Origin of the sequence: Mycolicibacterium parafortuitum (assembly GCF_002086815.1) — a bacterium.
Classification (GTDB): Bacteria; Actinomycetota; Actinomycetes; order Mycobacteriales; family Mycobacteriaceae; genus Mycobacterium; species Mycobacterium parafortuitum.
Genome location: NZ_MVID01000004.1, coordinates 1 through 20176, shown reverse-complemented (window position 1 = coordinate 20176; position 20176 = coordinate 1). Strand labels below are relative to the sequence as shown.

Below are 20176 nucleotides of genomic sequence, written 5' to 3'. Positions count from 1 at the left end.
GCCATCGGTTGGCACGACACCTGACGACGGTGTCGATGATGGCAGCCGCAGGCGCCGCCGGATGGCTGGTCACCACCGAGATCCTCGAACCGCCGCAACAGCCTCCGCAGCAGTTCCAAGCCGCCGCCGCCTCCGTGCCGCAGCAGCCGCAGCAGCCGCAGCAGATCCAGCGCGCCGGGCAGGTGACGTCATCGTCACCGCAGTCGGTCACGATGGTCGGTGCCGACGGTCAGAGCACCACGTTCCGGATCACCCCGGAGACCGCTCAGATCGGTCTTCCCGGTGTCATGCCGCGCAATGTGGTGGTCCATGGAGTGATTCGGGACGGGGTCGCGGTCGCCACCGCGATCGCCGATCGGGAAGCCATCGGCCCCGACGGGCCACCGATGGATTACGGCCTGCCGGTGTAAGTTCAGCCGAATTCCGCTGTGGCGCGCCAGTCGTCGAGCGCCTCGGCCAGCGGCGCGGCCAGAATGGGTAGCTGGGGGATCAGCGTGAAGCACCCCACGAATTGCAGGCGCCTCGCTGACTCCATCGCCCGCAACACCTCGGGGTCGGTCCGTCGAACGCCCCGCTCGTGCGCGGCCCTATCGTATGCGGTGACGGCGTCTTCACCGAGCATCGCCAGATCCCATTCCACCGGCCCGCAGGTGATGTCCTCGAAATCCGAGAACAGGATTCCTGCGCGTGTGCGGATCACGTTGTGCGACGGCGCATCTCCCTGAACCGGCTGCACCGGAACGCCGGGGAACGCGCGGTGGAACGATTCGCGGTCGGCCAGCACCGCCCGCAGCCGGTCGAATTCCCCGCGGGCGCGCTCGATGTCGGAGGCGGTCAGTCCGTGCTGCGGGCGCAGCCCGGCGATCATCTCCGGCAGCCCGTCGTTGAACGGGGACAGGAACGGCAGTTCGGCCGGATAGCCCCGCAACGCGGCATGCAGAGCGACGCTGTAGGACAGGTCGACACCGCGGTAGGGCTCGTGGTCCTCGGCGACGTCGGCGAGCTCCCAGAACGTCATCGCGAAGCCGTCCCGGCGGACCGGGCGCCGCGGCACCCGCACGGACGGCGGGACCACCGGCACACCTTGTGTGTCCAGCCAGGCGGCGACGTCGAGTTCCCTTTGCTGCCTTGCATTCTGGCGATCGGGCAGTGGGTTCGCCGTCGTCACCACCGGGATCCGCGCGACCACCGGCTCGGGCCGCAGGTGCACTACCACGGAGAACACGTCGTGCAGCACGGTCGGCTGCTCGATCCCCAACCCGAGCTCGCGGCCGGCCGCCACCGCGGCGTCGGTGGCGCGGCGGGTGCGCTCGGCGAGCTCTTCGGGCGTCACCCGGCCATCCTAGAGATCAGGCCCCGATCACCTCGAACCATTTTCTGCGAGGCCCAGGTGTTCGCGCAGCGTGGAGCCGGTGTAGTCGGCGCGGAACACGCCGCGTTCCTGCAGCAGCGGCACCACCGTGTCGACGAACGGGTCCAGACCGGCCGGCGTGACGTGCGGGACCAGGATGAATCCATCGCTGGCGTCGGCCTGGACGAGATCGTTGATCTGTTCGGCGACCGTCGAGGCCGACCCGATGAAGTTCTGCCGTCCGGTGACCTCGATGATGAGCTCACGCGTCGTCAGGTTCTCGGCTTCGGCTCGGGCCCGCCACTCGTTGGCCGTCGCGACCGGATCCCGGTACATCCGCACGCTGGCGCGTCCGCGGGCGATGGTGTTCTCGCCGACGACCGGGTCGACCGACGGCAGCGGCCCGTCGGGATCGTGATCGGACAGGTCCCGGTTCCACAGCTGTTCGAGGAACTTGATCGCGGTCTGCGGTGACACCTGCGCCAGCCGCACCTCGTGGGCGATCTCGGCCGCTTCGGCGTCGGTGTCGCCGAGGACGAAGGTGGCCGCGGGCAGGATGAGCAGGTCGTCGCGGTGCCGGCCGAACGCGGGCAACCTGTCTTTCACGTCCGCGTAGAACTGCCGGCCGGCCTCCAGTGTGCTGTGCCGGGAGAAGATCGCATCGGCGGCGGCCGCGGCGAAGTCGCGTCCGCGGTCGGAGTCGCCGGCCTGGAAGATCACCGGCCTACCCTGCGGGCTGCGGGGCACGTTGAAGCGTCCGCTGATGTCGAAATGCTGGTCGGTGTAGGTGAACTCGCCGGCGCGCGGGTCTGCCAGGAAGCGTCCGCCGTCCTTGTCGGCGACGATCGCGTGCTCCTGCCACGAGTCGAACAGTGTGTGGGCCGCGGCCAGGAAGCTCTCGGCGCGGGTGTAGCGCTCGGACTCCGCCAGAAACCCTCCGCGGCGAAAGTTCTCCCCGGTGAACGCATCCCAGGACGTCACGACGTTCCACGCGGCCCGGCCCTCGGACAGATGGTCCAGGGACGCGAATTGGCGGGCGACCTCATAGGGTTCGTTGAAGGTCGAGTTGATCGTGCCGGTCAGCCCCAACCGGTCGGTGACGGCGGCCAGCGCGGCCAGCACGGTGAACGTGTCGGGTCTGCCGACGACATCGAGGTCGTAGATCTGGCCGTTCTGCTCGCGCAGCCGCAGGCCCTCGGCCAGGAACATGAAGTCGAACTTCCCGCGTTCGGCGGTCTGCGCGAAGTGCACGAACGACGCGAAGTCGATGTGGCTGCCCGACGCCGGATCGCTCCATACGGTGGTGTTGTTGACGCCCGGGAAGTGCGCGGCGAGGTGGATCTGCTTGAGCGGCCTGGTCATCGCGCGTCCTCTCCGGTGATGGCGTACCGGTTCACGGGCCGGGGCAGGCCGAGGATGTTCCGCAGCGTGCCCGTCCGCTGGCTGGCCGGTCCGCGGCGGCCCAGCTCACCGGTCAGCTGCGCCGAGATCTGCGTCAGGTCGTGGGGGAGGGCGCCGGGATGCAGCCGGACCCCGGTGGCGCCGGCCCGCTGCCAGTCTTCCAACCGGTCGGCGAGCTGGGCCGCGGTGCCGGTGAAAACCTCTGTCGGGAAGCCGACTTCGGATCCGTGCAGGTCGTCAAGTCGGCGGCGGCGGGCGACCGCACGCTCGGCGGAGTCGTCGAGGAAGACCACCAGGTCGACGAACGTCAGAGCACTCCCCAGCGGGGTGGTGCCTGCCGCTGCGGTGCCTGCCGGGATGAAGGCGATGTCGGCCCCTGCAACGAAGTCGCCGCTGTCGTCACCGGTGTACGTCGCCGCAACAGGCGGCAGGCCCTGCGGCGGTCGTGGCGTGATCGACGGACCCTTGACCGAGAACCAGCGCCCCTCGAAGTCGATGTAGTGCAGCTTGTTTCGATCGACGAACCGACCGGTGGCCGCATCGCGGATCTCGGCGTCGTCCTCCCAGCTGTCCCACAACCGCCGGAGCACCTCGACATAGTCGGCGGCCTCGTCGTACAGCTCGCGGCGCGACTCGGGTACCTCGCGCCTGCCGAAGTGCCGTGCCGCGTCAGCGCCCGCGGTCACCTCGACGTGGATCCCGGCCCGTCCGGCGCTGACGTAGTCGAGTGTCGCGACCGCCTTGGACAGGTGGAACGGTTCGGTGTGGGTCGCGACAGCGGTCGGCACCAGGCCGACGCGGCGCGTCAGCGGTGCGACCCGGGCGGCGGTCAGTACCGCGTCGAGCCGGCCCCGCACCCCGTCGGGTTGAAGCACGAGTTCGTCGTCGAAGGTGACGAGGTCGATTCCACCGCGGTCGGCCTCGGTGACCAGGTCGACCCAGTACCGGGGTGTCAGCAGTTCGGTGGGCCGGGCGTCGGGTTCACGCCACGCGGCCGGATGCCGGCCGGCGGCGGACAGCGCGACGGCGAGGAGCAGCGGGTCTGGCCCTGTCATGGCTCTCACTTCCGGGGTCAACGGCGGACCTCGCCGAAAGCATTCCCCGGGCCGCCCCACCGGCCAAGGGTTGTGCTCAGGGACAGCCGAACTGGACTAGCTGAAGACCCGTCCGCGGCGCTCGGCGGTCGCGCTACCGCTGAACAGGCCGGAGTCCGCCTGCGGCTTACCGCGAGCCGCGGCTTCCCCCTGCATCTCCCTGTCGGCGGAACTCTCGTGCTCGATGCGCCGGCGCGGCAGCGCGCCGGGGTTGGTGCGTTGCAGCCAGGACACCATGCCCTCACGGATGTCGCAGCGCAGGTCGAACAACTGTCCCGCGTCCTTGGCGCTGACCAGCATGCGCACCCGCACCAGCCCGTCGACGGCGTCGGTGACCTGCAGGACGCCCGCACGGCCGTCCCACTTCGGGTTGGCCCGCAGCAGGCGATCCATCTCGGCACGCATCGCGTCGAACGGCACGGTGAAATCGACGTCGAGTTCGGCGGTGCCGAGCAGCTCGGTCGCGTTGCGCGTCCAGTTCTGGAACGGGGTGCTGGTGAAGTACGTGCACGGCAGCACCAACCGGCGTTCGTCCCACAGCCGGACCACAACGTAGGTCAGCGTGATCTCCTCGATGCGGCCCCACTCGTCTTCGAGCACGACGACGTCGCCTACGCGGATCGCGTCAGAGAACGCGATCTGGATGCCGGCAAACACCGAGCCGAGGGAGGTCTGGGCCGCCAGGCCCGCGACGACGGTCAGCACACCGGCGGACGCGAACAGCGTCTTGCCGATGTCGCTGAACGACGGGAACGTCATCAACGCTGCCGCGCCGCCGAGCAGTACGACGATCGCGACCGCGATACGGCGCAGCGTCAGCACCTGCGTCTTGATCTTGCGGCGGTGCCGGTCGGCGTCGGTCAGCCCTTCGTCGCCGCCGGCGAACCGGGTGATCACCTGGCGTTCGGCGACGCGGACCAGGCGGGCGAGCATCCAGGTGAAGGACGCGATCAGCGCGATCACCAGGGCATGATCCACCCAGCCGCGCCAACTGGCGCCGATGTCGACGGTGCGGCGCACCGCCGTCGACGCGGCGATCAGCACGAGGGTCGCCCGTAGTGGCATCCGGGTCAACATGGCGGTGTCGTGCATCAGCAGGCTGCGCCTGCCGAGGCGTTGCAGCAGCCAGGTCACGGCGAGACCGACGGCATAGGCGATGGCGACGGCGCCCGCGATCCAGGCGGCGTCCGTGGCGAAATGTGTGGCGGATTCGAGGCTGGTGGCGTCCTCCATGCTGGGTTGCGTTCCCGGCTCACCGGCCTCGGACACCTCCCGGACGCCGATTCGCTCAGATGGGACTCAGCTCACACCGGAGCGGGCGAGCAGGACCTCCGCCGCGGACCGGGCGTGCGCCAGAGGTGCGGGATCGTCGAGCGAGGTCGCCAGCGCGGTGCCGCCCTCGAACAGCACGAGCAGTTGCTGGGCCAACTCCGTTGGGTGTTCGGCGCCGGCCTCGGCCGCGACGGCGGCCAACCGCTGCGCGAAGCGGTGTTTGTGGGCGCGCACGATCTCGTCGACGCCGGCGAGTTCACCGGCGGATTCCACCGCCGCGTTGTGGAACGGACAGCCCCGGAATCGGGGTGCCGCCATCGCGTCGAAGGGCACCGCGTCGAAGATCGCCAGCAACCGGTCCCCGGGGCTGGTGTCCTCCGCGTCGAGGCGCCGTTCCAGCGGTGTGCCGCCGCGTTCGTCGATTCCGCGAAGGTAGTCCTCGATGAGGGCTGTCTTACTCGGAAAGTGTTGATAGAAGGTCCGTTTCGACACCTCGGCGGACTGGGACAGCTTCTCCACCCCGGTGGCGTGGATGCCCTCCCGGTAGAACAGGTCGGTGGCCGCGCGCAGGATCCGGTCGCGGGCGCCACGTCCGCCGCGCCTGGGTTTGACCTCGGAGTTCGGCACCGCGTCAGCATACAACTACACCGATCGGTTTACTTTCGGTTCGATCGGCGGTACCGTCGCCGATCGTGACCGTCCTCGTCTTCGGCGCCACCGGCCGACATGGAAGCACCGGGCAGTACCTCGTTCGACGCCTGCTGGAGGAGGGCAGACCCGTGCGGGCGCTGGTCCGGGGCCGTGACGAACGGGCGCAGCGCCTCGTCGAGATGGGGGCCGAGATCGCCGTCGGCGACCTCACCGACCGGCGCACCCTGGTGCCGGCCCTGTCCGGAATCGACACCGTCTACTTCACGTATCCGATCGCCGCGGGCGTCGTGCCCGCCGCGGCGCACTACGCATCGGCGGTCCTGGAGGCCGGCACGTCCCCGAGGACCGTGGTGATGTCGATGGGGCCGGCCCATCACGCCCATCCGAGCCTGCTCGGGCAGGCCCAGTGGCTCGCCGAGCAGGTCCTGGAGTGGGCGGGCCTGGACCTGCTGATCCTGCGGGTCAGCGCGTTGTTTCACGAGAACGTCCCGGTGTTGCACGCCGGCACGGTCCGCAGGGACGGCACGATCCGGAACTCGTTCGGCCCGGGACCGGTGCCGTGGATCAGCGGCCGGGACGCCGCCGAGATCGCGGTCGCGGCGATCCTGCATCCCGAGCGCTTCACCGGGCCGGTCGTCTACCCGGGCGGCACCGAGATGCTCAGCCACGACCAGATCGCCGGTCTGCTCACCGAACTCCTGGGACGTCCGGTCGTCTACCAACCGGTCAGCGCCGAACAGTGGCGCCGGGAACTGGAGGACGCCGCCGCCGCGCGTCCCGGCGAAGTGGTGAACACGGCCATGGCGCAACACATCTCGTCGGTCGGCCAGGTGGTCGCCGGTGGCGGTCCCGCGATGGCCGCCGATGCGGCGACCATCGCCGGATGGATCGGCAGACAACCTGTAGGACTGCGAGAGTTCCTGTGGGACAACGCCGCGAGCTTCCGGTGAGCACCGTCGAGCACACCACTCGCCGGCTGGTGATCACGGCGCCGGGCAGCTACCACGACGTCATCGCGCGGTACGAGACGCTGGTGCCCGAGGTCGACTATGCGGGCGTGACGGCGGACGACGGGTTCCGGCGCTACTACCGCGGCGACGTCGACGCGGTGATGGCCGCGACCGGCGTGCCGTGGCGCGCCACGCAGTACCTGATGGGGAACCACGCGATCGCCGCCCGGATGTACCGGCACGACCCCGCCGTGATGCTGCACGCCCCACTGCGGACACTGATCTACGTCGGCGCCGACAGCACCACGACGTTCACGGTGGACCAGCCCAGCTCGCTGTTCGACAGCTACGGTCGCCCCGAGATCTCCGCGGTGGGGCGCTATCTCGACGACCTGCTGGACGCGTTGATCGGGCAGCTCACCGGAGAGTCCTAACTGCGCTTGGCGACCTGGGCCTTGATCTTGTCGGGCAGCGCGGTGGCGGGCGCAAGCGTGGGGTACAGCGCGGACTCGCCCATCAGCGCACGGAACACCATGCTGATCGTGACGTCGTGCTCCGGCCGCGAGATCACCTCGATGCGGTCGCCGGCGCGCATCGTCCCCGGTTCGATCACCCGGAAGTACGCGCCGGGATGGCCCATCGCGGTGAACGTCTTGATCCAGCCCGGGATCCCGAGCCATTTCACGAACGTCTGGCACGGCGTGCGCGGACTGGTCACCTCGAGCACCAGGCCGTCCTCGCCGACCGCCCACCGCTCGCCGATGAGCAGATTCGTCAGATCCACCCCGGCCGTCGTGATGTTCTCGCCGAACATGCCGTTGGTCAGCTCGCGGTCCAGCTCGGCCTCCCAGCGGTCGAGATCCTCACGGGAGTACGCGTACACCGCCTGGTCGTCGCCCCCGTGGTGCTTGCTGTCGCAGACCGAATCGCCGACGACACCGCTGCCCAGACCGCCCTTGCGGGGGCCGGGGGCGCGCACCTCCAGCGGGTCGGTGCTGGGCCGCTTGTCGATCCCGGAGCGGCGCCGTCCCAGATCGACCGGGGTGAGCGCCGTGTTGACCGTCAGTACCGATGCCATACCCGAAGCTAACCGCATCGCCGGCGAGCTTCTTCCTACCAGCTAGCAGGTAGCCGGATTGGCGGCCAGCGCCGGAGACATCGGGCACGCCCGGGGCCAGGCTGAAGTGATGACCGACGGTGCACATCTCGTCGTCGACGCGCTGAGGCTCAACGGCGTGTCGGCGATCTACGGCGTGGTCGGGATCCCGATCACCGATGTGGCTCGGCTGGCCCAGGCGAGCGGCATCCGCTTCCTCGGCTTCCGGCACGAGAGCGCGGCCGGGCACGCCGCGGCGGCCGCCGGATTCCTGACCGGCAGGCCCGGGGTGTGCATGACGGTGTCGGGCCCGGGATTTCTCAACGGGCTGGTGGCGCTGGCCAACGCGACCACCAACTGCTTCCCGATGATCCAGATCGCCGGCTCCGGTGACCGCGCGGTGGTGGACCTGGGCCGCGGCGACTACGAGGAACTGGACCAGTACGCGGTCGCCCGGTCCCTGGCGAAAGCGGCGTACCGGGTCGACCGTCCCGCCGACATCGGTCTGGCGGTTGCCCGGGCGATCCGCACTGCGACGTCGGGCCGCCCCGGCGGCGTCTATCTCGACATCCCCGCCGCCGTGCTCGCCGAGGTCGTCGACGACGAGATCGGCGCGGCGTCGCTGCGGTGCGTCGTGGATCCGGCGCCGCGCCAGCTTCCCGCGCCCGACGCCGTCGAGCGTGCCGTCACGCTGCTCGCCGGCGCGCGGCGCCCGCTGATCGTGCTGGGCAAGGGCGCCGCCTACGCCCGCGCGGACGACGCGATCCGGCGCTTCGTCGAGACCACCGGGATCCCGTACCTGCCGATGTCGATGGCCAAGGGGCTGCTGCCCGACGACCATCCCCAGTCGGTGGCCGCGGCCCGATCGCTGGCGATGCGGCAGGCCGACGTGGTGATGCTCGTCGGCGCGCGGCTGAACTGGCTGCTCGGCCACGGCGAGGCGCCGCAATGGAATCCGGACGCGCAGTTCATCCAGGTCGAGATCGACCCGTCGGAGCTGGACAGCAACCAGCCCATCGCGGCCCCGCTGCTCGGGGACGTCGGATCCGTGATGGACGCGCTCAACCGCCACCCGGCCACGCCGGGGATCGCCGCACCGCCCCCGTGGCGCGGCCTGCTGCACGCGAAAGTCGTTGAGAACAAAGTGAAGATGGCCGCGCGGCTGGTCGCCGACACCGGGACCGGGCCGATGGGCTTTTACCCGGCACTGCGCGCGGTACGCGACGTGTTGTCACACCACCGCTTGTCACACCACCGCGAGGTCTACCTCGTCAACGAGGGCGCGAACACCCTCGACCTGACCCGCAACGTCGTCGACATGTACGTCCCACGGCACCGACTCGACTCCGGCACCTGGGGGGTGATGGGCGTCGGCCTCGGCTACGCGATCGCCGCGGCCGTCGAGACCGGGGCGCCGGTGGTGGCGATCGAAGGGGACAGCGCCTTCGGCTTCTCCGGGATGGAGATGGAGACCATCTGCCGGTACCGGCTTCCGGTCACCGTCGTGGTGTTCAACAACGGCGGCATCTACCGCGGCGACGACGCCAACCCGGTGACCGACGATCCTGCGCCGACCCGGCTGCTGCAATCGACCCGATATCACCGGCTCGCCGAATCCTTCGGCGCCGACGGCTATTTCGTCACGACACCGAACGAGCTCGAGGCCGCGCTGCAGACCGCGATCACGTCGGGCAGGCCCGCGTTGCTCGACTGCCTGATCGACCCGGCCGACGGGACCGAGAGCGGACATCTGACCAACCTGAACCCGACCGTCGTGAAGGAGCCGGCATGACCGTCGACCTGAGCGTTCATCCGCCCCGATCCACCGCGCTGATCGTCGGCGCCGCAAGGGAAACGATCACCTACGGACAACTCGACGCCGCGGTGTCCGGGGCCGCCCGGGCCTACACCGACCGCGGGTTCCGCCGCGGCGACGTCGTCGCGGTGACCGCCGCCAACGCCGCCGAGTTCGTCGTCGACCTGCTCGGTGCGGTCCACGCCGGTCTGATCGTCGCGCCGATGGACCCCGCGCTGCCGCAGGCCGGCACCCGGCAGCGGCTCGACCTGCTCGGCAGCCTGCGGCACGGCGGACCCGGCGGTCTCACCGACGACGACGTGATGGTCATGTTCACCTCGGGCACCACCGGAATCCCGAAGATGGTGCCGTGGACCCGGCAGGCGATCACCGCATCGACGGCCACGATCGCCCGCACCTACGGACTCAGCGCGGCCGATTCGACGGTCGCGGCGATGCCGCTGTTCCACGGCCACGGCCTGATCGCGACGCTGCTGACCAGCCTGACCGTCGGCGGCACAGTGCTGCTGCCCGCCGCGGGCCGGTTCAGCGCGCACACCTTCCGCGACGACCTGGCCGCCGCGGCCGCCACCTGGTACTCCGCCGTCCCGACGATTCATCGGATCGCGTTGAGCACCAGAGATATTCGACCGGGTGACACCGCCAGGGCCACCGCCGCGCTGCGTTTCGTGCGCAGCTGCAGCGCACCGCTGGCACCCGAGACCGCGGCCGGTCTGGAGTCCGCGTTCGGGGTGCCGGTGCTTCCCGCGTACGGCATGACCGAGGCAACCCACCACGTCAGCGGCTGCACGCTCGCCGATTCCGCCGACGTGCGCCGCCGGAGCGTCGGCACGCCCGCCGCGGCGACGGCCAGAATCGTCGACGGCGAGGTCTGGGTCACCGGCCCGGCCATCGCCCGCGGCTACCTCGGCGACCCGGCGCTCAGCAGCGGCACCTTCGTCGACGGGTGGTTACGCACAGGCGATCTCGGCGTCATCGACGCCAGTGGGAACCTGTCCGTCACCGGCCGGATCAAGAACATCATCAACTGCGGCGGCGAGAAGATCTCGCCGGAACGGGTGGAACAGATACTCGCCGGATGCCCCGGCGTCGCGCAGGCAGCCGTCTTCCCGCTGCCTGACCCTGTGTACGGCGAGCGGGTCGGCGCCGCCGTCGTCGCGACACCGGGCATCCGGCTGACCACCGGTGAGCTCATCGCGGGCTGCCGCGGGCGGCTCGCGAAGTACGAAGTGCCCGAGCACGTCTCGATCGTCGACGCGTTACCGCTGACCGCCAAGGGCGACATCGACCGCGCCGCGCTGGCTCACTCCTCGAGCAACTCCCAGCTGTCACTTTCGCCGACCGGCGCGGCAGTGACCTGAAGTGTGCGGGTCTCACCCTCGGGATCGGCGGCCACACAGTCGAACGTCGCGCCCACCTCGACGGCCTTCAACCCGTCGCCACAGTCCACCGTGACCTCGAAGCCCATCTTGTTGGAGACCTCGTCGGCCAGCGTCTGCGCGGCCGACGGCAGATCGTAGAGCGTGTCCTTGGTCTCGAAGTCGACGTTGTAGTCGTCGTCCTTGATGGTCGCCGCGACACGCACCGTCTGGCCACCGACGTCGGCGGTGCACTCCAGCGTGTCGCCCTTCTTCGGGCTCGGTGACCGCTCGGGGCACTCCAGGCTGGAGACCTGCTGGCCGATCGAGGAGTAGCTGCTGTCGAGTTCCTTGGTGATCTCGTCCTCGAGCTTCTGGTAGTCGAGGCCCCCGCCGATCGAGAACGAGCATGCGGTCATCGTCAGCGCGGCGCCGCAGGAGATCCACAGGGTTTTCACCATGAATCAGGATCGTAAAGAGGCGCGGGGTCCGCGTCTACTGGAGATCTGCCAGGTCATCGGGGACATCGACGGCGTATCGGCGAAGGATCTCCAAGGGCACGGTGTCGAGGGTGCGCTCGTGGGTCGACGCGAGCACGACCGGGCAGGCGTGTCCGTCCTGATGTGCGCGCAGCCAGTTCCGTGCGGTGACGCACCACCGGTCGCCCGGCACCAGGCCGGGAAACCGGTAGGCCGGCATCGGGGTGGACAGGTCGTTGCCGATGGAGCGCTGATGCGCCAGGAACTCCGCGGTGACGACGCCGCAGATGGTGTGCCTGCCCAGGTCCTCGTCGCCGGTGCTGCAACATCCGTCACGGTAGAAACCGGTCAAAGGTTCGGTGCCGCAAGGCTCCAACGGTCCGCCCAGGACGTTTCGCTCCTCCATCAGCCCAGTATCGCGTAGCGTCGCCCGGCATGGGGTCGACACGGTATGCGGCTTTCCTGCGCGGGATCAACGTCGGCGGCCGCAACATGATCTCGATGGCCGATCTGCGTGCGGTGTTCACCGATGCCGGGTTCGCCGGCGTCACCACCTACATCCAGTCCGGGAACGTCGCGTTCGAGTTCGGCGGGTCGCGAAAGACCTTGGAACCCGCCATCGAAGAGCTGCTGGCCGACCGGCTGGAGAGCCTCCCGGTGGTGGTCGTGCGCTCCCACCGCGAGATGCGCGCGATCGTCGGCGACGCCCCCTCGGAGTTCGTCGCGCGCGCCGACGACCACCACCGCGACGTGGTCTTCCTCAAGGCGCCGCTGACCGCCGAGGAGGCGATGGAGGTGGTCCAGCTGCGCGACGGTGTCGACGAGGCGTGGCCGGGGCCCGGCGTCGTGTACTTCACCCGGCTCAGCGCCGAACGGACCAAGAGCAAGATGAACCGGATCGTCGGAACCCCGCAGTACCGGCTGATGACGATCCGGAACTGGGCGACGACGACGAAGATGGCGGAGATCCTGGACGGGTCGAACTGACTCAGATACTGAGCTTGCGGTACCGCTGGAGACGCCGGATTCCCTGGGCGGCAGTGGTTCCGGTGACCGGCGCCAGCGCGTCCCGCAGGCGGTCCCGCACCGCGGCGGTGTCCAGGCCCATCCCGATGGCGACCAGACTGTTGGCCTCGGCGCGGGCCGGGGCGTCGGCGACGTGCACGGTCGGGCCGACCACGTTGACGGTGTAGCGGCGCGTGGTGGAGCGGTAGCGCACCGCGATCGTGCCCTTCATCCGGTAGGCCCCGGGCGGCGGGTCGTCGAGCACGTCGAGCACCGCCGCAGGGTCGACGCAGCCGTCGCTGCGCACGGTCACCGAGTCCGCGTGGACGTGGTCGTGGTCGTGCTCGTGTGGGTCCGCGTCGAAGAACAGCTCACGAAGCGACAGTTGCCCGCTCTCCGGTTCGGCCGCCGCGATGTCGTAGAGCAGGGCCGGATCGATCCGTCCGGCCGTCGCGCCGACGACGTGGGCGTGCGGGTTCACCTCGTGCACCCGGCTCTCGATCCGGCGGAGCGCCTCGGCACGGCCGGCGGCGGGGACCTGATCGAGCTTGTTCACCACCACGAGCGTCGCGGCGCCGTAACGGGCGGGCGGGGCCGCGTCCCGGTCGACGGTGTCGAAGTGGGTGGCGGCGTCGAGCACGTCGACGACACCCCCGGGTCGGACTCCGTCGACCCCGCTGAACCGGATGATGCGTGACACCGCGACCGGGTCGGCGAGCCCGCTCGATTCGACGATGATCGCGTCGAGCCGCAACTTCGGGTCGGCCAGGCGCTCCAGCGCGACGTCCAACCCGCCCTCGTCGGGCAGACAGCAGATGCAGCCGCCGGCGATCGACGCCGGCTCGTCGACCTGCCCGGTCACCAGTCCGGCGTCCACATTGAGTTCGCCGAAGTCGTTGATGACCACGCCGATCCTGGCATTGGGGCTGCGGAGCACATGGTTGAGCAACGTGGTTTTGCCCGCGCCGAGATAGCCGGTCAGCGCGATGACGGGTATCGGCTGCACAGCAGGGCAGGTTACCGGGACGGGATGTGCACATACCGCCCGGCGTGCCTGTCCGGTCGGTAATATGGCGCTTCGCGCCACATTCGTCTGGCGTATGGGGGGCAAGGCGCGTGCAGGGTGCTACAGCGGGGGACTTCGACCACGCTCCAGAGCGCGACGCTGCCACCGAGATCCCCGTCCTGCACGCTCTGCTGCGCATCTCGGATGCGGTGCTGCGGGCGCACTACTTCGACGAGGTGCTCGAGGTCATCGCCGAGCAGGCCCGCGCGGCGCTGGACGCCACCACGTTGTCGATCTGCCGGCTGGAGCGGGACCTGGCCGCGTTGCGGATCCTGCACAATTCCGGTGCGCTCGCCGCCGACGAGCAGCGCTGGCCGCAGGACGACCTGTACGAGATCACGCCCGATTCGAGCATCAACACCAAGCTCGCGAAGGGCGTCTCCTACGTGAACGCGGTCGAGGACGATGCCTGCCCGGAGGAGTCGCGGCAATTGCTGACCCATCTCGGCAAGGAGAGCGAGCTGGCGGTACCCGTCATGGTCGGGGAGTCGATGTGGGGGACGTTGTGGGCCACCGGCACCAACGGGCGCCGTTTCGGTGACAGCGACATTCTGCTGCTGCAGGCGATCGCCGCGCAGACCGCGCTGGCGATCGGCCGCTCCGAGCTACTGACCACGGTGTGGCGCTATGCGTTCGAGGACCCGCTGACCGGCATCGCGAACAGGCGGGCACTGGACCGGCATCTCGATCAGATCGACTGGGCCACAGCATATCCGGTGGCTCTGGTGTGTGACCTGGACGGCTTCAAGCGGATCAACGACCGGGACGGGCATCCGGCGGGGGACCAGATCCTGCGCAGCGTCGCGTCGGGACTGAGCCGATTGACGAGCTCCATCGACGGCGCGGTCGCTGCGCGGCTGGGTGGCGACGAGTTCTGTGTGCTGCTACCGGACGCCACCCTGGCGGCGGCGCAGGTGTTCGCGATGGACGCCACCAAGGCCATCCGCGCGACACTCGACAGTGACGTGACGATGTCGTGGGGTGCCGCCGCGGTGGGCCGCGACATCCGCAGCGGTGACCAGCTGATCGCGGCCGCGGACGCCGCGCTGCGGGAGGCCAAGCGCCAGGGCCCGGCGCGGTTCAGCACCGGGGTGACCACCTCGGTGGTGCAGGGCGGCATCGACAGCCGCGACCGCAATGCGATCAAACCGCCTGGCGCCGAGGATCTTCCGGGAATCATGGTGCGAATCCTGGACCACCAAGATGACTTGACGATCCTGGCGGCGCTGGAGATCCTTGCGCTGCAGGTGCAGCAGGTCATCGGTACCGCGGCCTGGTCGATCTCCGAATGCGGCGAGAATCACGATTCGCTGCGGTCGGTGCGCAGCGTCGACGCCGTCTTGCGGCCGGATTCGGGGCTGTCGGTGCTGACCGAACTCGGCCCGCCGGTCTACTCGCTGAAGGACTATCCGGCCACGGCGCGCGCGGTACGGGAGGGCACATGGTTTGTCGCCGCAGCCGGGCTGGAGGGATCGGACCCCGCGGAGACCGCGCTGCTCGGCCGGCTCGGATACAAGGCGGTGCTCGGCGTCGGCGTCCCGGCGGGACAGACCTGCTACCTGATCGAGTTCTTCTCCCATGACGGGTACCAGCAGCTCTTCGATATCGCAGCGATGGCCCAGGTGCTCGCGGCCTACTGTGTTTCTCGGCTCAGCGGAAGCCGGCCGCGCCACCGTCGAGCATGAGGGTCTGAGCGGTCACGAACTTCGCCTCGTCACCCAACAGGAAGGCCACCGCGGGCCCGATGTCGGAGGTGACATCGCCCAAGCGTCCCAACGGAACCGAGCGCACGGTGCGCTCGTAGGTCTTCGGATCCCACTCGCGCCACACGGTGATGCTCTCGGTCTCGGCGTACGGGCACACCACGTTGACCCGGATGCCGATCTTGCCCCATTCCAGTGCGGCGACCTTCGACATCCCGCGAATCGCCTCCTTGGCGGCGCCGTAGGCCCCGAACTTCGGCAGACCGCTTGTGCCCGAACCCGATCCGAGGTTGACGATGCTGCCACCGCCGTTGGCGGCGAAGACTGGGTAGACCGCCTGCATCAGCTCGAACGTCGCGCGTGGGCCGACGTCGAAGACGAGGTCGTAGTCCTCCCTGGTGATCTCCTGGAACGGCTTCGGCTCGTTGGTCGCGATCGCGTTGTTCACCAGCCCGTGCACCGAGCCGAACGTGTCGACGGCGGTACGGACAATCCTTTCGGCGCAGCCGTTGTCGCGTAAGTCCGCGGTCAGTGTCGCGACCGGATGTCCGGCGTCGCGCAGCACATGGGCGGTCTGGTCCAGCAGGGCTTCGTCGCGGTCGACGAGCAGCACCGACGCACCGCGCAGCGCGACGGCGGTGGCGATGCCCTTGCCGACTCCCCGCGCACCGCCGGTGATGATGACCGTCCGACCGTCCAGCAGCTGTGTGTCCATGCCGGCAACCGTATCCGGGCACGCCGAAAGGCCGGACCGCATGGTCCGGCCTCTCGAGCGGTAGAGGGGTCAGGGGGTCAGATGGTCACGCGGTCAGCCGACCGGGATGGTGGCGCAGCCGACGTTCGGGATACAGCCCGACACGCCGTCAGGTCCGGCAGCGCCGCTGACGCCACCCGGATTGGTGCTGCCCGCAACGCCGCCCGGTCCGGCGGTGCCCGCCGGGCCGCCCGGAATGGCACCGGTCGCGCCGTCGGGTCCTGCGGCACCGCTGACGCCACCGGGGTTGGTGCTGCCGCTGACGCCACCGGGGCCGGCCTCGCCGGCGGGGCCGCCGGGGATCACGCCCGCAGCGCCGCCCGGTCCGGCAACGCCACCCGGGCCACCGGGGACCGCACCGGCCGCGCCGCCGGGGCCGACGGTTCCGATGTCGGCGCACGGCGTGCCGTCAGCGTTGAAGCACGGCGGCGGAGCCGGCTGCGCGAAGGTCAGGGGCGCGGTTGCGATGGCAGTCGCCGCGGCGCCCGCGAAGAGCATAGGTCCGAAAATTCCTAGAGCAGATGTCTTGTATCGCATGACAGAGAGGTTGCCGCGTGGCGCGCCGTTGAAACCACTTGAGTTATGAAGGTTTTCTAAATGAGCGCTGAGGCATGCTGTCGGTGTGGGACTGGTCATACGGCTCGTGGAACTGTTGCTCATCCTGCTGCCGCTGGCCGGTGCGGGCTACGCGACGTACCGCGCGATCAAGGCCGCGAGATCGAAAACCCCGCCGCAGTTGCCGACGCAGCAAACAGACACCACCCAGCGGCGCATCGTCGGCCGCGCGGTCGAGGAACACGACAGAACAGATACCCGCTGGCTCGAATATGAACTCGACGTCGCGAAACTGCTGGATTTCCCGCTGATGACGGATATGCGGGATGCTCTGACGCAGCGGTTCCACCGCGCGAAGCTGCGCGCCGACTTCCTGCGCCCGGCCGACGTCGCCGAGCTGGTTCACGACCGCGATGCGGCCCGCGAATACATGGATGCGGTGCAGGAATACGCCGCGGCGTTCGACATCGCCGAGACCGAGGCGATCCGGCGGCGCCGCACCGATTTCTCGGCGGGCGAACAGGAGCGGATCGCCCGGGCGCAACGGCTGCTGCTGGTGGCATCCGACGACGCGGCGACCCGGCAGGAGCGCGAGCGGGCCTACGGACTCGCACGGCGCGAGCTCGACGGGCTGATCGTGCTGCCCGAACGAGCCCGCGCCGAGTTGGAGCGAGGTATCAGCGGAGAGCTGGGCTGACCCTATTGCCGCGCGGCCGCGTCGGCGACGTCGAGGGCCCGGTCCAGGATGGCCAGACCGTCGCGGGCCTGCTCCGCGGTGATGGTGCACGGCGGCACCACGTGGATGCGGTTGTAGTTCGCGAACGGCAGCAGGCCCAGCTTCTTGCATTCCGCGATCACGGAATTCATTGCGGCGCTGGAGCTTCCGTAGGGTGCCAGCGGCTCGCGGGTCTGCTGGTCGGAGACCAGTTCGACGGCCCAGAACACGCCGGCCCCGCGAACCTCGCCGACGCTGCGGTGCTTGGCGGCGAGCTCGGCCAGGCCGGGCCCGATGACCTCGGCGCCGATCTTCGCGGCGTTCTCGACGATGCCCTCCTCGGCCATCGTGTTGATGGTCGCGACCGCGGCGGCGCAGGCCAGCGGGTGGCCGGAGTAGGTCAGCCCGCCCGGGTAGGCGCGGTGGGCGAAGGTCTCCGCGATCGCGGGGCTGATCGCCACGCCGCCGAGCGGGACGTAGCCGGAGTTGACCCCCTTGGCGAACGTCAGCAGGTCGGGAACCACGTCGAAGTGGTTGATGGAGAACCACTTTCCGCTACGGCCGAAGCCCGCCATCACCTCGTCGGCGATGAACACGATGCCGTACTCGTCGCAGATCTCACGCACGCCGGCGATGTACCCCGGCGGCGGCACCATGATGCCGGCCGTGCCGGGGATCGACTCCAGGATGATGGCCGCGATCGTGCTCGGCCCTTCCATCTTGATGGTGTCGTGCAGGTGCTTGAGAGCACGCTCGGATTCCTCGGCCTCGGTGGTGGCGTGGAACTGCGAGCGGTACAGGAACGGGCCGAAGAAGTGCACGACGCCGGCGTTGCCGTGGTCGTTGGGCCAGCGGCGCGGGTCGCCGGTCAGATTGATCGCGGTCTCGGTGCCGCCGTGATACGAGCGGTACCGGGACAGCACCTTGTAACGGCCGGTGTGCAGTCGCGCCATCCGCACGGCGTGTTCGACGGCGTCGGCGCCGGCGTTGGTGAAGAAGATCCGGTTCAGGTCGCCCGGGGTGCGCTCGGCGATCAGCCGGGCGGCCTCGGAGCGGGCGTCGTTGGCATGCTGCGGCGCGACCGTGCAGAGCTTGGCGGCCTGATCGGCGATTGCGGCGACCACCTTCGGGTGCTGATGACCGATGTTCGTGTTGACCAGCATCGACGAAAAGTCGAGCAGCTTGTTGCCGTTGCCGTCCCAGACGTAGCAGCCCTCCGATGCGGTGATCGTCATCGGCGTGATCTCGGCCTGTGCTGACCACGAATGGAATACGTGGGCCCGATCGAGCTCGTAGGTACGAGCGGCCTCCGCGCGGGCCGCCTCGACGGTCAGGCCGTTGGGAAGGAGTTCTTCAAGCGTTTCGTTCAACACGCTTAAACCGTAGATCCCCGACGTCAGAAGCGGAAATGACGCCGGGGAACTCACAGATTCGCGCGAATCAGCGGACGTTGACGTAGTAGACGTGGCCGGTGATGGTGTTCTGGTACAGCCGGTCGTTGAAGTTGTCCTGGACGGTGCCGCGGATCGCGGGGCCGCGGTTCACCCCGACGACGTTGGCGTCCTTGAGGGGCGTGGCGGACAGCTTGTGGACGATGACCCGGTTGCCCTGAGATTCGAGCTGGGCGATGGTCGCCTGGGCGTCTCCGGTGCCGGACGGGGCGGCCAGTGCGGGGGTGGCCAGGCCCAGGAATCCAGCGGACAGCGCGGCGGCGGCGGTGGTGGCGATGGTCAGCTTCTTCATGATCGTTCTTCTTCCCTGCGGTGGTGCTTCCTGGTGTTCTGACCGGTTAAACCCGCAGTTCAGCAGGTTCATTTCAGTTGGCAGAGATTGATCGGCCGGTGGCACGAATAGGTGCGTCGGCATGTCAGGGGTACGGGGTACCATCGAACGCATGTTCGATGGTTGGTCTGATGGGCGGGTCGTGTCGGGGGTGGCTGATTCGTATCGTCAGGTCGCGGTGGGGATGGCGGCGGCGTCGGCGGGGATTGCGGAGTTGTTGCAGCGGCGCACCGTCGAGGAGGTCGACCGTGAGGCTGATGTGCGGTCGTTGATCACGGCGTTCGAGCGCACGGTGGTCGAGGTGGGGGCGGCGTTGCGGTTGCCGTCGGCGCGGGCGCGGGAGTTGGTTCATCAGGCGGATGTGTTGCATACCCGGCTGCCGGCGGTGGCGGCGTTGTTGGCTGCCGGGGAGGTCGACTATCCGACGGTGCTGGTGGTGGTCGAGCGCACCGATCTGGTGGCCGAGCAGCACATGGCGCGTCTGGATGCGGCGTTGGCGGAGCGGATCCGCGGGTGGGCACGGTGGTCGCGCAGGTTGGTCCGTGATGCCGTCGACGGGTTGGTCGCCGAGGTTGATGCCGCGGCGATCAAGCGGCGCCGCCAGGCTGCCTTCGATGAGCGTCGGGTCACGGTGGCTGCGGGGTTGGACGGGATGGCCGCGGTGCGGGCGCGGATGTCGGCGGCGCAGGGCGCGGCGATGGATGCCCGGTGGAGCATGCTGGCCAAAGCGGTGTGTCCGGCAGATCCGCGCAGTCTGACTCAGCGTCGTGCTGATGTGTTCGATGCGCTCAATACCGGCCGTGGTTTTGGTTGTGGGTGTGGGGATCCGGGCTGCCCCCAGGCGATCGTGATCCCACCCGCTGAGGCTCACCACGACCGGCCGGCCACCACCGAACCCGCCGAGCCGGCCGGGGCCGAGCCGATTCCCGCGCCGGCACCGCCGATCCCCGCGCCGACATCGCCGATCCCCGCGCCGGCACCGCCGGGGCCGGGGCCGGTGTCGGTGTTGGGGCGGCAGGTGGTGCTGAACGTGGTCGCCGCCGCTGACACCGTCGCCGGGCACAGTGATGCTCCGGGGTATTTGGCCGGGTACGGGATCATCGACGCGCAGTTGGTGCGCGAGCTCGC

At 69.4% G+C, this 20176-nt stretch carries 22 protein-coding genes; 9 read left to right on the top strand and 13 right to left on the bottom strand.

The window, feature by feature from the left end; translation table 11 throughout:
* Positions 1-38: 38 nt before the first annotated feature.
* Complete coding sequence (locus BST38_RS06570; RefSeq protein WP_181791969.1) at positions 39-410, top strand: hypothetical protein; 372 nt, start codon at positions 39-41, stop codon at positions 408-410.
* A gap of 2 nt (positions 411-412) precedes the next feature.
* On the opposite strand, the gene BST38_RS06565 is transcribed toward BST38_RS06570, so the two are convergent.
* The 5 genes from BST38_RS06565 to BST38_RS06545 form a co-directional block, all read right to left on the bottom strand.
* Positions 413-1333 carry a phosphotransferase gene (locus BST38_RS06565; RefSeq protein WP_083142473.1) on the bottom strand — a complete coding sequence of 307 codons (921 nt, stop codon included), beginning with the start codon at positions 1331-1333 and terminating at the stop codon, positions 413-415.
* Between the two features lie 27 nt (positions 1334-1360).
* Positions 1361-2713: an NtaA/DmoA family FMN-dependent monooxygenase gene (locus tag BST38_RS06560; protein WP_083142472.1), complete on the bottom strand. Its 1353-nt coding sequence runs from the start codon at positions 2711-2713 to the stop codon at positions 1361-1363.
* Complete coding sequence (locus BST38_RS06555) at positions 2710-3807, bottom strand: LLM class flavin-dependent oxidoreductase (RefSeq protein ID WP_110781663.1); 1098 nt, start codon at positions 3805-3807, stop codon at positions 2710-2712. The genes BST38_RS06560 and BST38_RS06555 overlap by 4 nt, the downstream gene beginning before the upstream one ends.
* Positions 3808-3903: 96 nt before the next feature.
* The gene (locus tag BST38_RS06550; protein WP_083142744.1) at positions 3904-5079 is read right to left on the bottom strand and encodes a mechanosensitive ion channel family protein; all 1176 of its coding nucleotides are present in this window, start codon (positions 5077-5079) and stop codon (positions 3904-3906) included.
* 66 nt (positions 5080-5145) lie between these two features.
* The gene (locus BST38_RS06545; RefSeq protein ID WP_083142470.1) at positions 5146-5745 is read right to left on the bottom strand and encodes a TetR/AcrR family transcriptional regulator; all 600 of its coding nucleotides are present in this window, start codon (positions 5743-5745) and stop codon (positions 5146-5148) included.
* 65 nt (positions 5746-5810) lie between these two features.
* Between BST38_RS06545 and BST38_RS06540 the strand changes: the two genes are divergently transcribed.
* Together BST38_RS06540 and BST38_RS06535 are read left to right on the top strand one after the other, a co-directional pair.
* The gene (locus BST38_RS06540) at positions 5811-6719 is read left to right on the top strand and encodes an NmrA family NAD(P)-binding protein (protein ID WP_237160686.1); all 909 of its coding nucleotides are present in this window, start codon (positions 5811-5813) and stop codon (positions 6717-6719) included.
* Entirely contained in the window at positions 6716-7153 is a 438-nt protein-coding gene (locus tag BST38_RS06535) for a DUF302 domain-containing protein (protein ID WP_237160685.1), read from the top strand. The genes BST38_RS06540 and BST38_RS06535 overlap by 4 nt, the downstream gene beginning before the upstream one ends.
* Here the strand turns inward: BST38_RS06535 and BST38_RS06530 are convergent.
* Positions 7150-7797: an MOSC domain-containing protein gene (locus BST38_RS06530; RefSeq protein ID WP_083142468.1), complete on the bottom strand. Its 648-nt coding sequence runs from the start codon at positions 7795-7797 to the stop codon at positions 7150-7152. The two genes, BST38_RS06535 and BST38_RS06530, sit on opposite strands and share 4 nt — an antisense overlap.
* A gap of 109 nt (positions 7798-7906) precedes the next feature.
* Here BST38_RS06530 and oxc point away from each other — a divergent pair, with 109 nt between their 5' ends.
* Positions 7907-9607 carry an oxalyl-CoA decarboxylase gene (gene oxc / locus BST38_RS06525; RefSeq protein WP_083142467.1) on the top strand — a complete coding sequence of 567 codons (1701 nt, stop codon included), beginning with the start codon at positions 7907-7909 and terminating at the stop codon, positions 9605-9607.
* A complete protein-coding gene (locus BST38_RS06520) occupies positions 9604-10992 on the top strand; it encodes an AMP-binding protein (protein ID WP_083142466.1) in 1389 nt (462 codons plus the stop codon). Before oxc ends, BST38_RS06520 begins: the two co-directional genes overlap by 4 nt.
* On the opposite strand, the gene BST38_RS06515 is transcribed toward BST38_RS06520, so the two are convergent.
* Both BST38_RS06515 and BST38_RS06510 read right to left on the bottom strand, forming a co-directional pair.
* A complete protein-coding gene (locus tag BST38_RS06515; RefSeq protein WP_083142465.1) occupies positions 10935-11450 on the bottom strand; it encodes a DUF4333 domain-containing protein in 516 nt (171 codons plus the stop codon). The genes BST38_RS06520 and BST38_RS06515 overlap by 58 nt on opposite strands.
* 34 nt (positions 11451-11484) lie before the next feature.
* Complete coding sequence (locus tag BST38_RS06510) at positions 11485-11874, bottom strand: DUF2237 family protein (protein ID WP_083142464.1); 390 nt, start codon at positions 11872-11874, stop codon at positions 11485-11487.
* Between the two features lie 29 nt (positions 11875-11903).
* On the opposite strand from BST38_RS06510, the gene BST38_RS06505 reads away from it, so the two are divergent.
* The gene (locus tag BST38_RS06505; protein WP_083142463.1) at positions 11904-12455 is read left to right on the top strand and encodes a DUF1697 domain-containing protein; all 552 of its coding nucleotides are present in this window, start codon (positions 11904-11906) and stop codon (positions 12453-12455) included.
* A gap of 1 nt (position 12456) precedes the next feature.
* Here BST38_RS06505 and BST38_RS06500 read toward each other — a convergent pair whose 3' ends face one another.
* Positions 12457-13479 carry a CobW family GTP-binding protein gene (locus BST38_RS06500; protein WP_083142462.1) on the bottom strand — a complete coding sequence of 341 codons (1023 nt, stop codon included), beginning with the start codon at positions 13477-13479 and terminating at the stop codon, positions 12457-12459.
* 110 nt (positions 13480-13589) lie between these two features.
* On the opposite strand from BST38_RS06500, the gene BST38_RS06495 reads away from it, so the two are divergent.
* Positions 13590-15224 (top strand): GGDEF domain-containing protein, encoded by a 1635-nt coding sequence (locus BST38_RS06495; RefSeq protein WP_083142461.1) that lies wholly within the window; start codon positions 13590-13592, stop codon positions 15222-15224.
* Here the strand turns inward: BST38_RS06495 and BST38_RS06490 are convergent.
* Positions 15190-15957 (bottom strand): SDR family NAD(P)-dependent oxidoreductase, encoded by a 768-nt coding sequence (locus BST38_RS06490; RefSeq protein WP_083142460.1) that lies wholly within the window; start codon positions 15955-15957, stop codon positions 15190-15192. The genes BST38_RS06495 and BST38_RS06490 overlap by 35 nt on opposite strands.
* A gap of 93 nt (positions 15958-16050) precedes the next feature.
* Complete coding sequence (locus BST38_RS06485) at positions 16051-16494, bottom strand: hypothetical protein (protein WP_083142459.1); 444 nt, start codon at positions 16492-16494, stop codon at positions 16051-16053.
* A gap of 124 nt (positions 16495-16618) precedes the next feature.
* On the opposite strand from BST38_RS06485, the gene BST38_RS06480 reads away from it, so the two are divergent.
* A complete protein-coding gene (locus tag BST38_RS06480; protein ID WP_083142458.1) occupies positions 16619-17248 on the top strand; it encodes a hypothetical protein in 630 nt (209 codons plus the stop codon).
* A gap of 2 nt (positions 17249-17250) precedes the next feature.
* Here the strand turns inward: BST38_RS06480 and BST38_RS06475 are convergent, their stop codons facing one another.
* Positions 17251-18639, bottom strand: a complete 1389-nt coding sequence (locus BST38_RS06475) for an aspartate aminotransferase family protein (RefSeq protein ID WP_083142457.1) — start codon at positions 18637-18639, stop codon at positions 17251-17253.
* 67 nt (positions 18640-18706) lie between these two features.
* The gene (locus BST38_RS06470) at positions 18707-19009 is read right to left on the bottom strand and encodes a hypothetical protein (protein ID WP_083142456.1); all 303 of its coding nucleotides are present in this window, start codon (positions 19007-19009) and stop codon (positions 18707-18709) included.
* Between the two features lie 151 nt (positions 19010-19160).
* Here BST38_RS06470 and BST38_RS06465 point away from each other — a divergent pair.
* Positions 19161-20176 (top strand): DUF222 domain-containing protein (locus BST38_RS06465; protein ID WP_133057210.1); only part of this gene is annotated, 1016 nt, incomplete at its 3' end.

Excerpts from the sequence above, each read along its gene's own strand:
- BST38_RS06485 (WP_083142459.1), bottom strand. The coding sequence starts at position 16,494 with ATGCTCTTCGCGGGCGCCGCGGCGACTGCCATCGCAACCGCGCCCCTG.
- BST38_RS06550 (WP_083142744.1), bottom strand. The coding sequence starts at position 5,079 with ATGGAGGACGCCACCAGCCTCGAATCCGCCACACATTTCGCCACGGAC.
- BST38_RS06490 (WP_083142460.1), bottom strand. The coding sequence starts at position 15,957 with ATGGACACACAGCTGCTGGACGGTCGGACGGTCATCATCACCGGCGGT.
- oxc (WP_083142467.1), top strand. The coding sequence starts at position 7,907 with ATGACCGACGGTGCACATCTCGTCGTCGACGCGCTGAGGCTCAACGGC.
- BST38_RS06510 (WP_083142464.1), bottom strand. The coding sequence starts at position 11,874 with ATGGAGGAGCGAAACGTCCTGGGCGGACCGTTGGAGCCTTGCGGCACC.
- BST38_RS06520 (WP_083142466.1), top strand. The coding sequence starts at position 9,604 with ATGACCGTCGACCTGAGCGTTCATCCGCCCCGATCCACCGCGCTGATC.
- BST38_RS06530 (WP_083142468.1), bottom strand. The coding sequence starts at position 7,797 with ATGGCATCGGTACTGACGGTCAACACGGCGCTCACCCCGGTCGATCTG.
- BST38_RS06515 (WP_083142465.1), bottom strand. The coding sequence starts at position 11,450 with ATGGTGAAAACCCTGTGGATCTCCTGCGGCGCCGCGCTGACGATGACC.
- BST38_RS06555 (WP_110781663.1), bottom strand. The coding sequence starts at position 3,807 with ATGACAGGGCCAGACCCGCTGCTCCTCGCCGTCGCGCTGTCCGCCGCC.
- BST38_RS06570 (WP_181791969.1), top strand. The coding sequence starts at position 39 with ATGGCAGCCGCAGGCGCCGCCGGATGGCTGGTCACCACCGAGATCCTC.
- BST38_RS06470 (WP_083142456.1), bottom strand. The coding sequence starts at position 19,009 with ATGAAGAAGCTGACCATCGCCACCACCGCCGCCGCCGCGCTGTCCGCT.
- BST38_RS06505 (WP_083142463.1), top strand. The coding sequence starts at position 11,904 with ATGGGGTCGACACGGTATGCGGCTTTCCTGCGCGGGATCAACGTCGGC.
- BST38_RS06560 (WP_083142472.1), bottom strand. The coding sequence starts at position 2,713 with ATGACCAGGCCGCTCAAGCAGATCCACCTCGCCGCGCACTTCCCGGGC.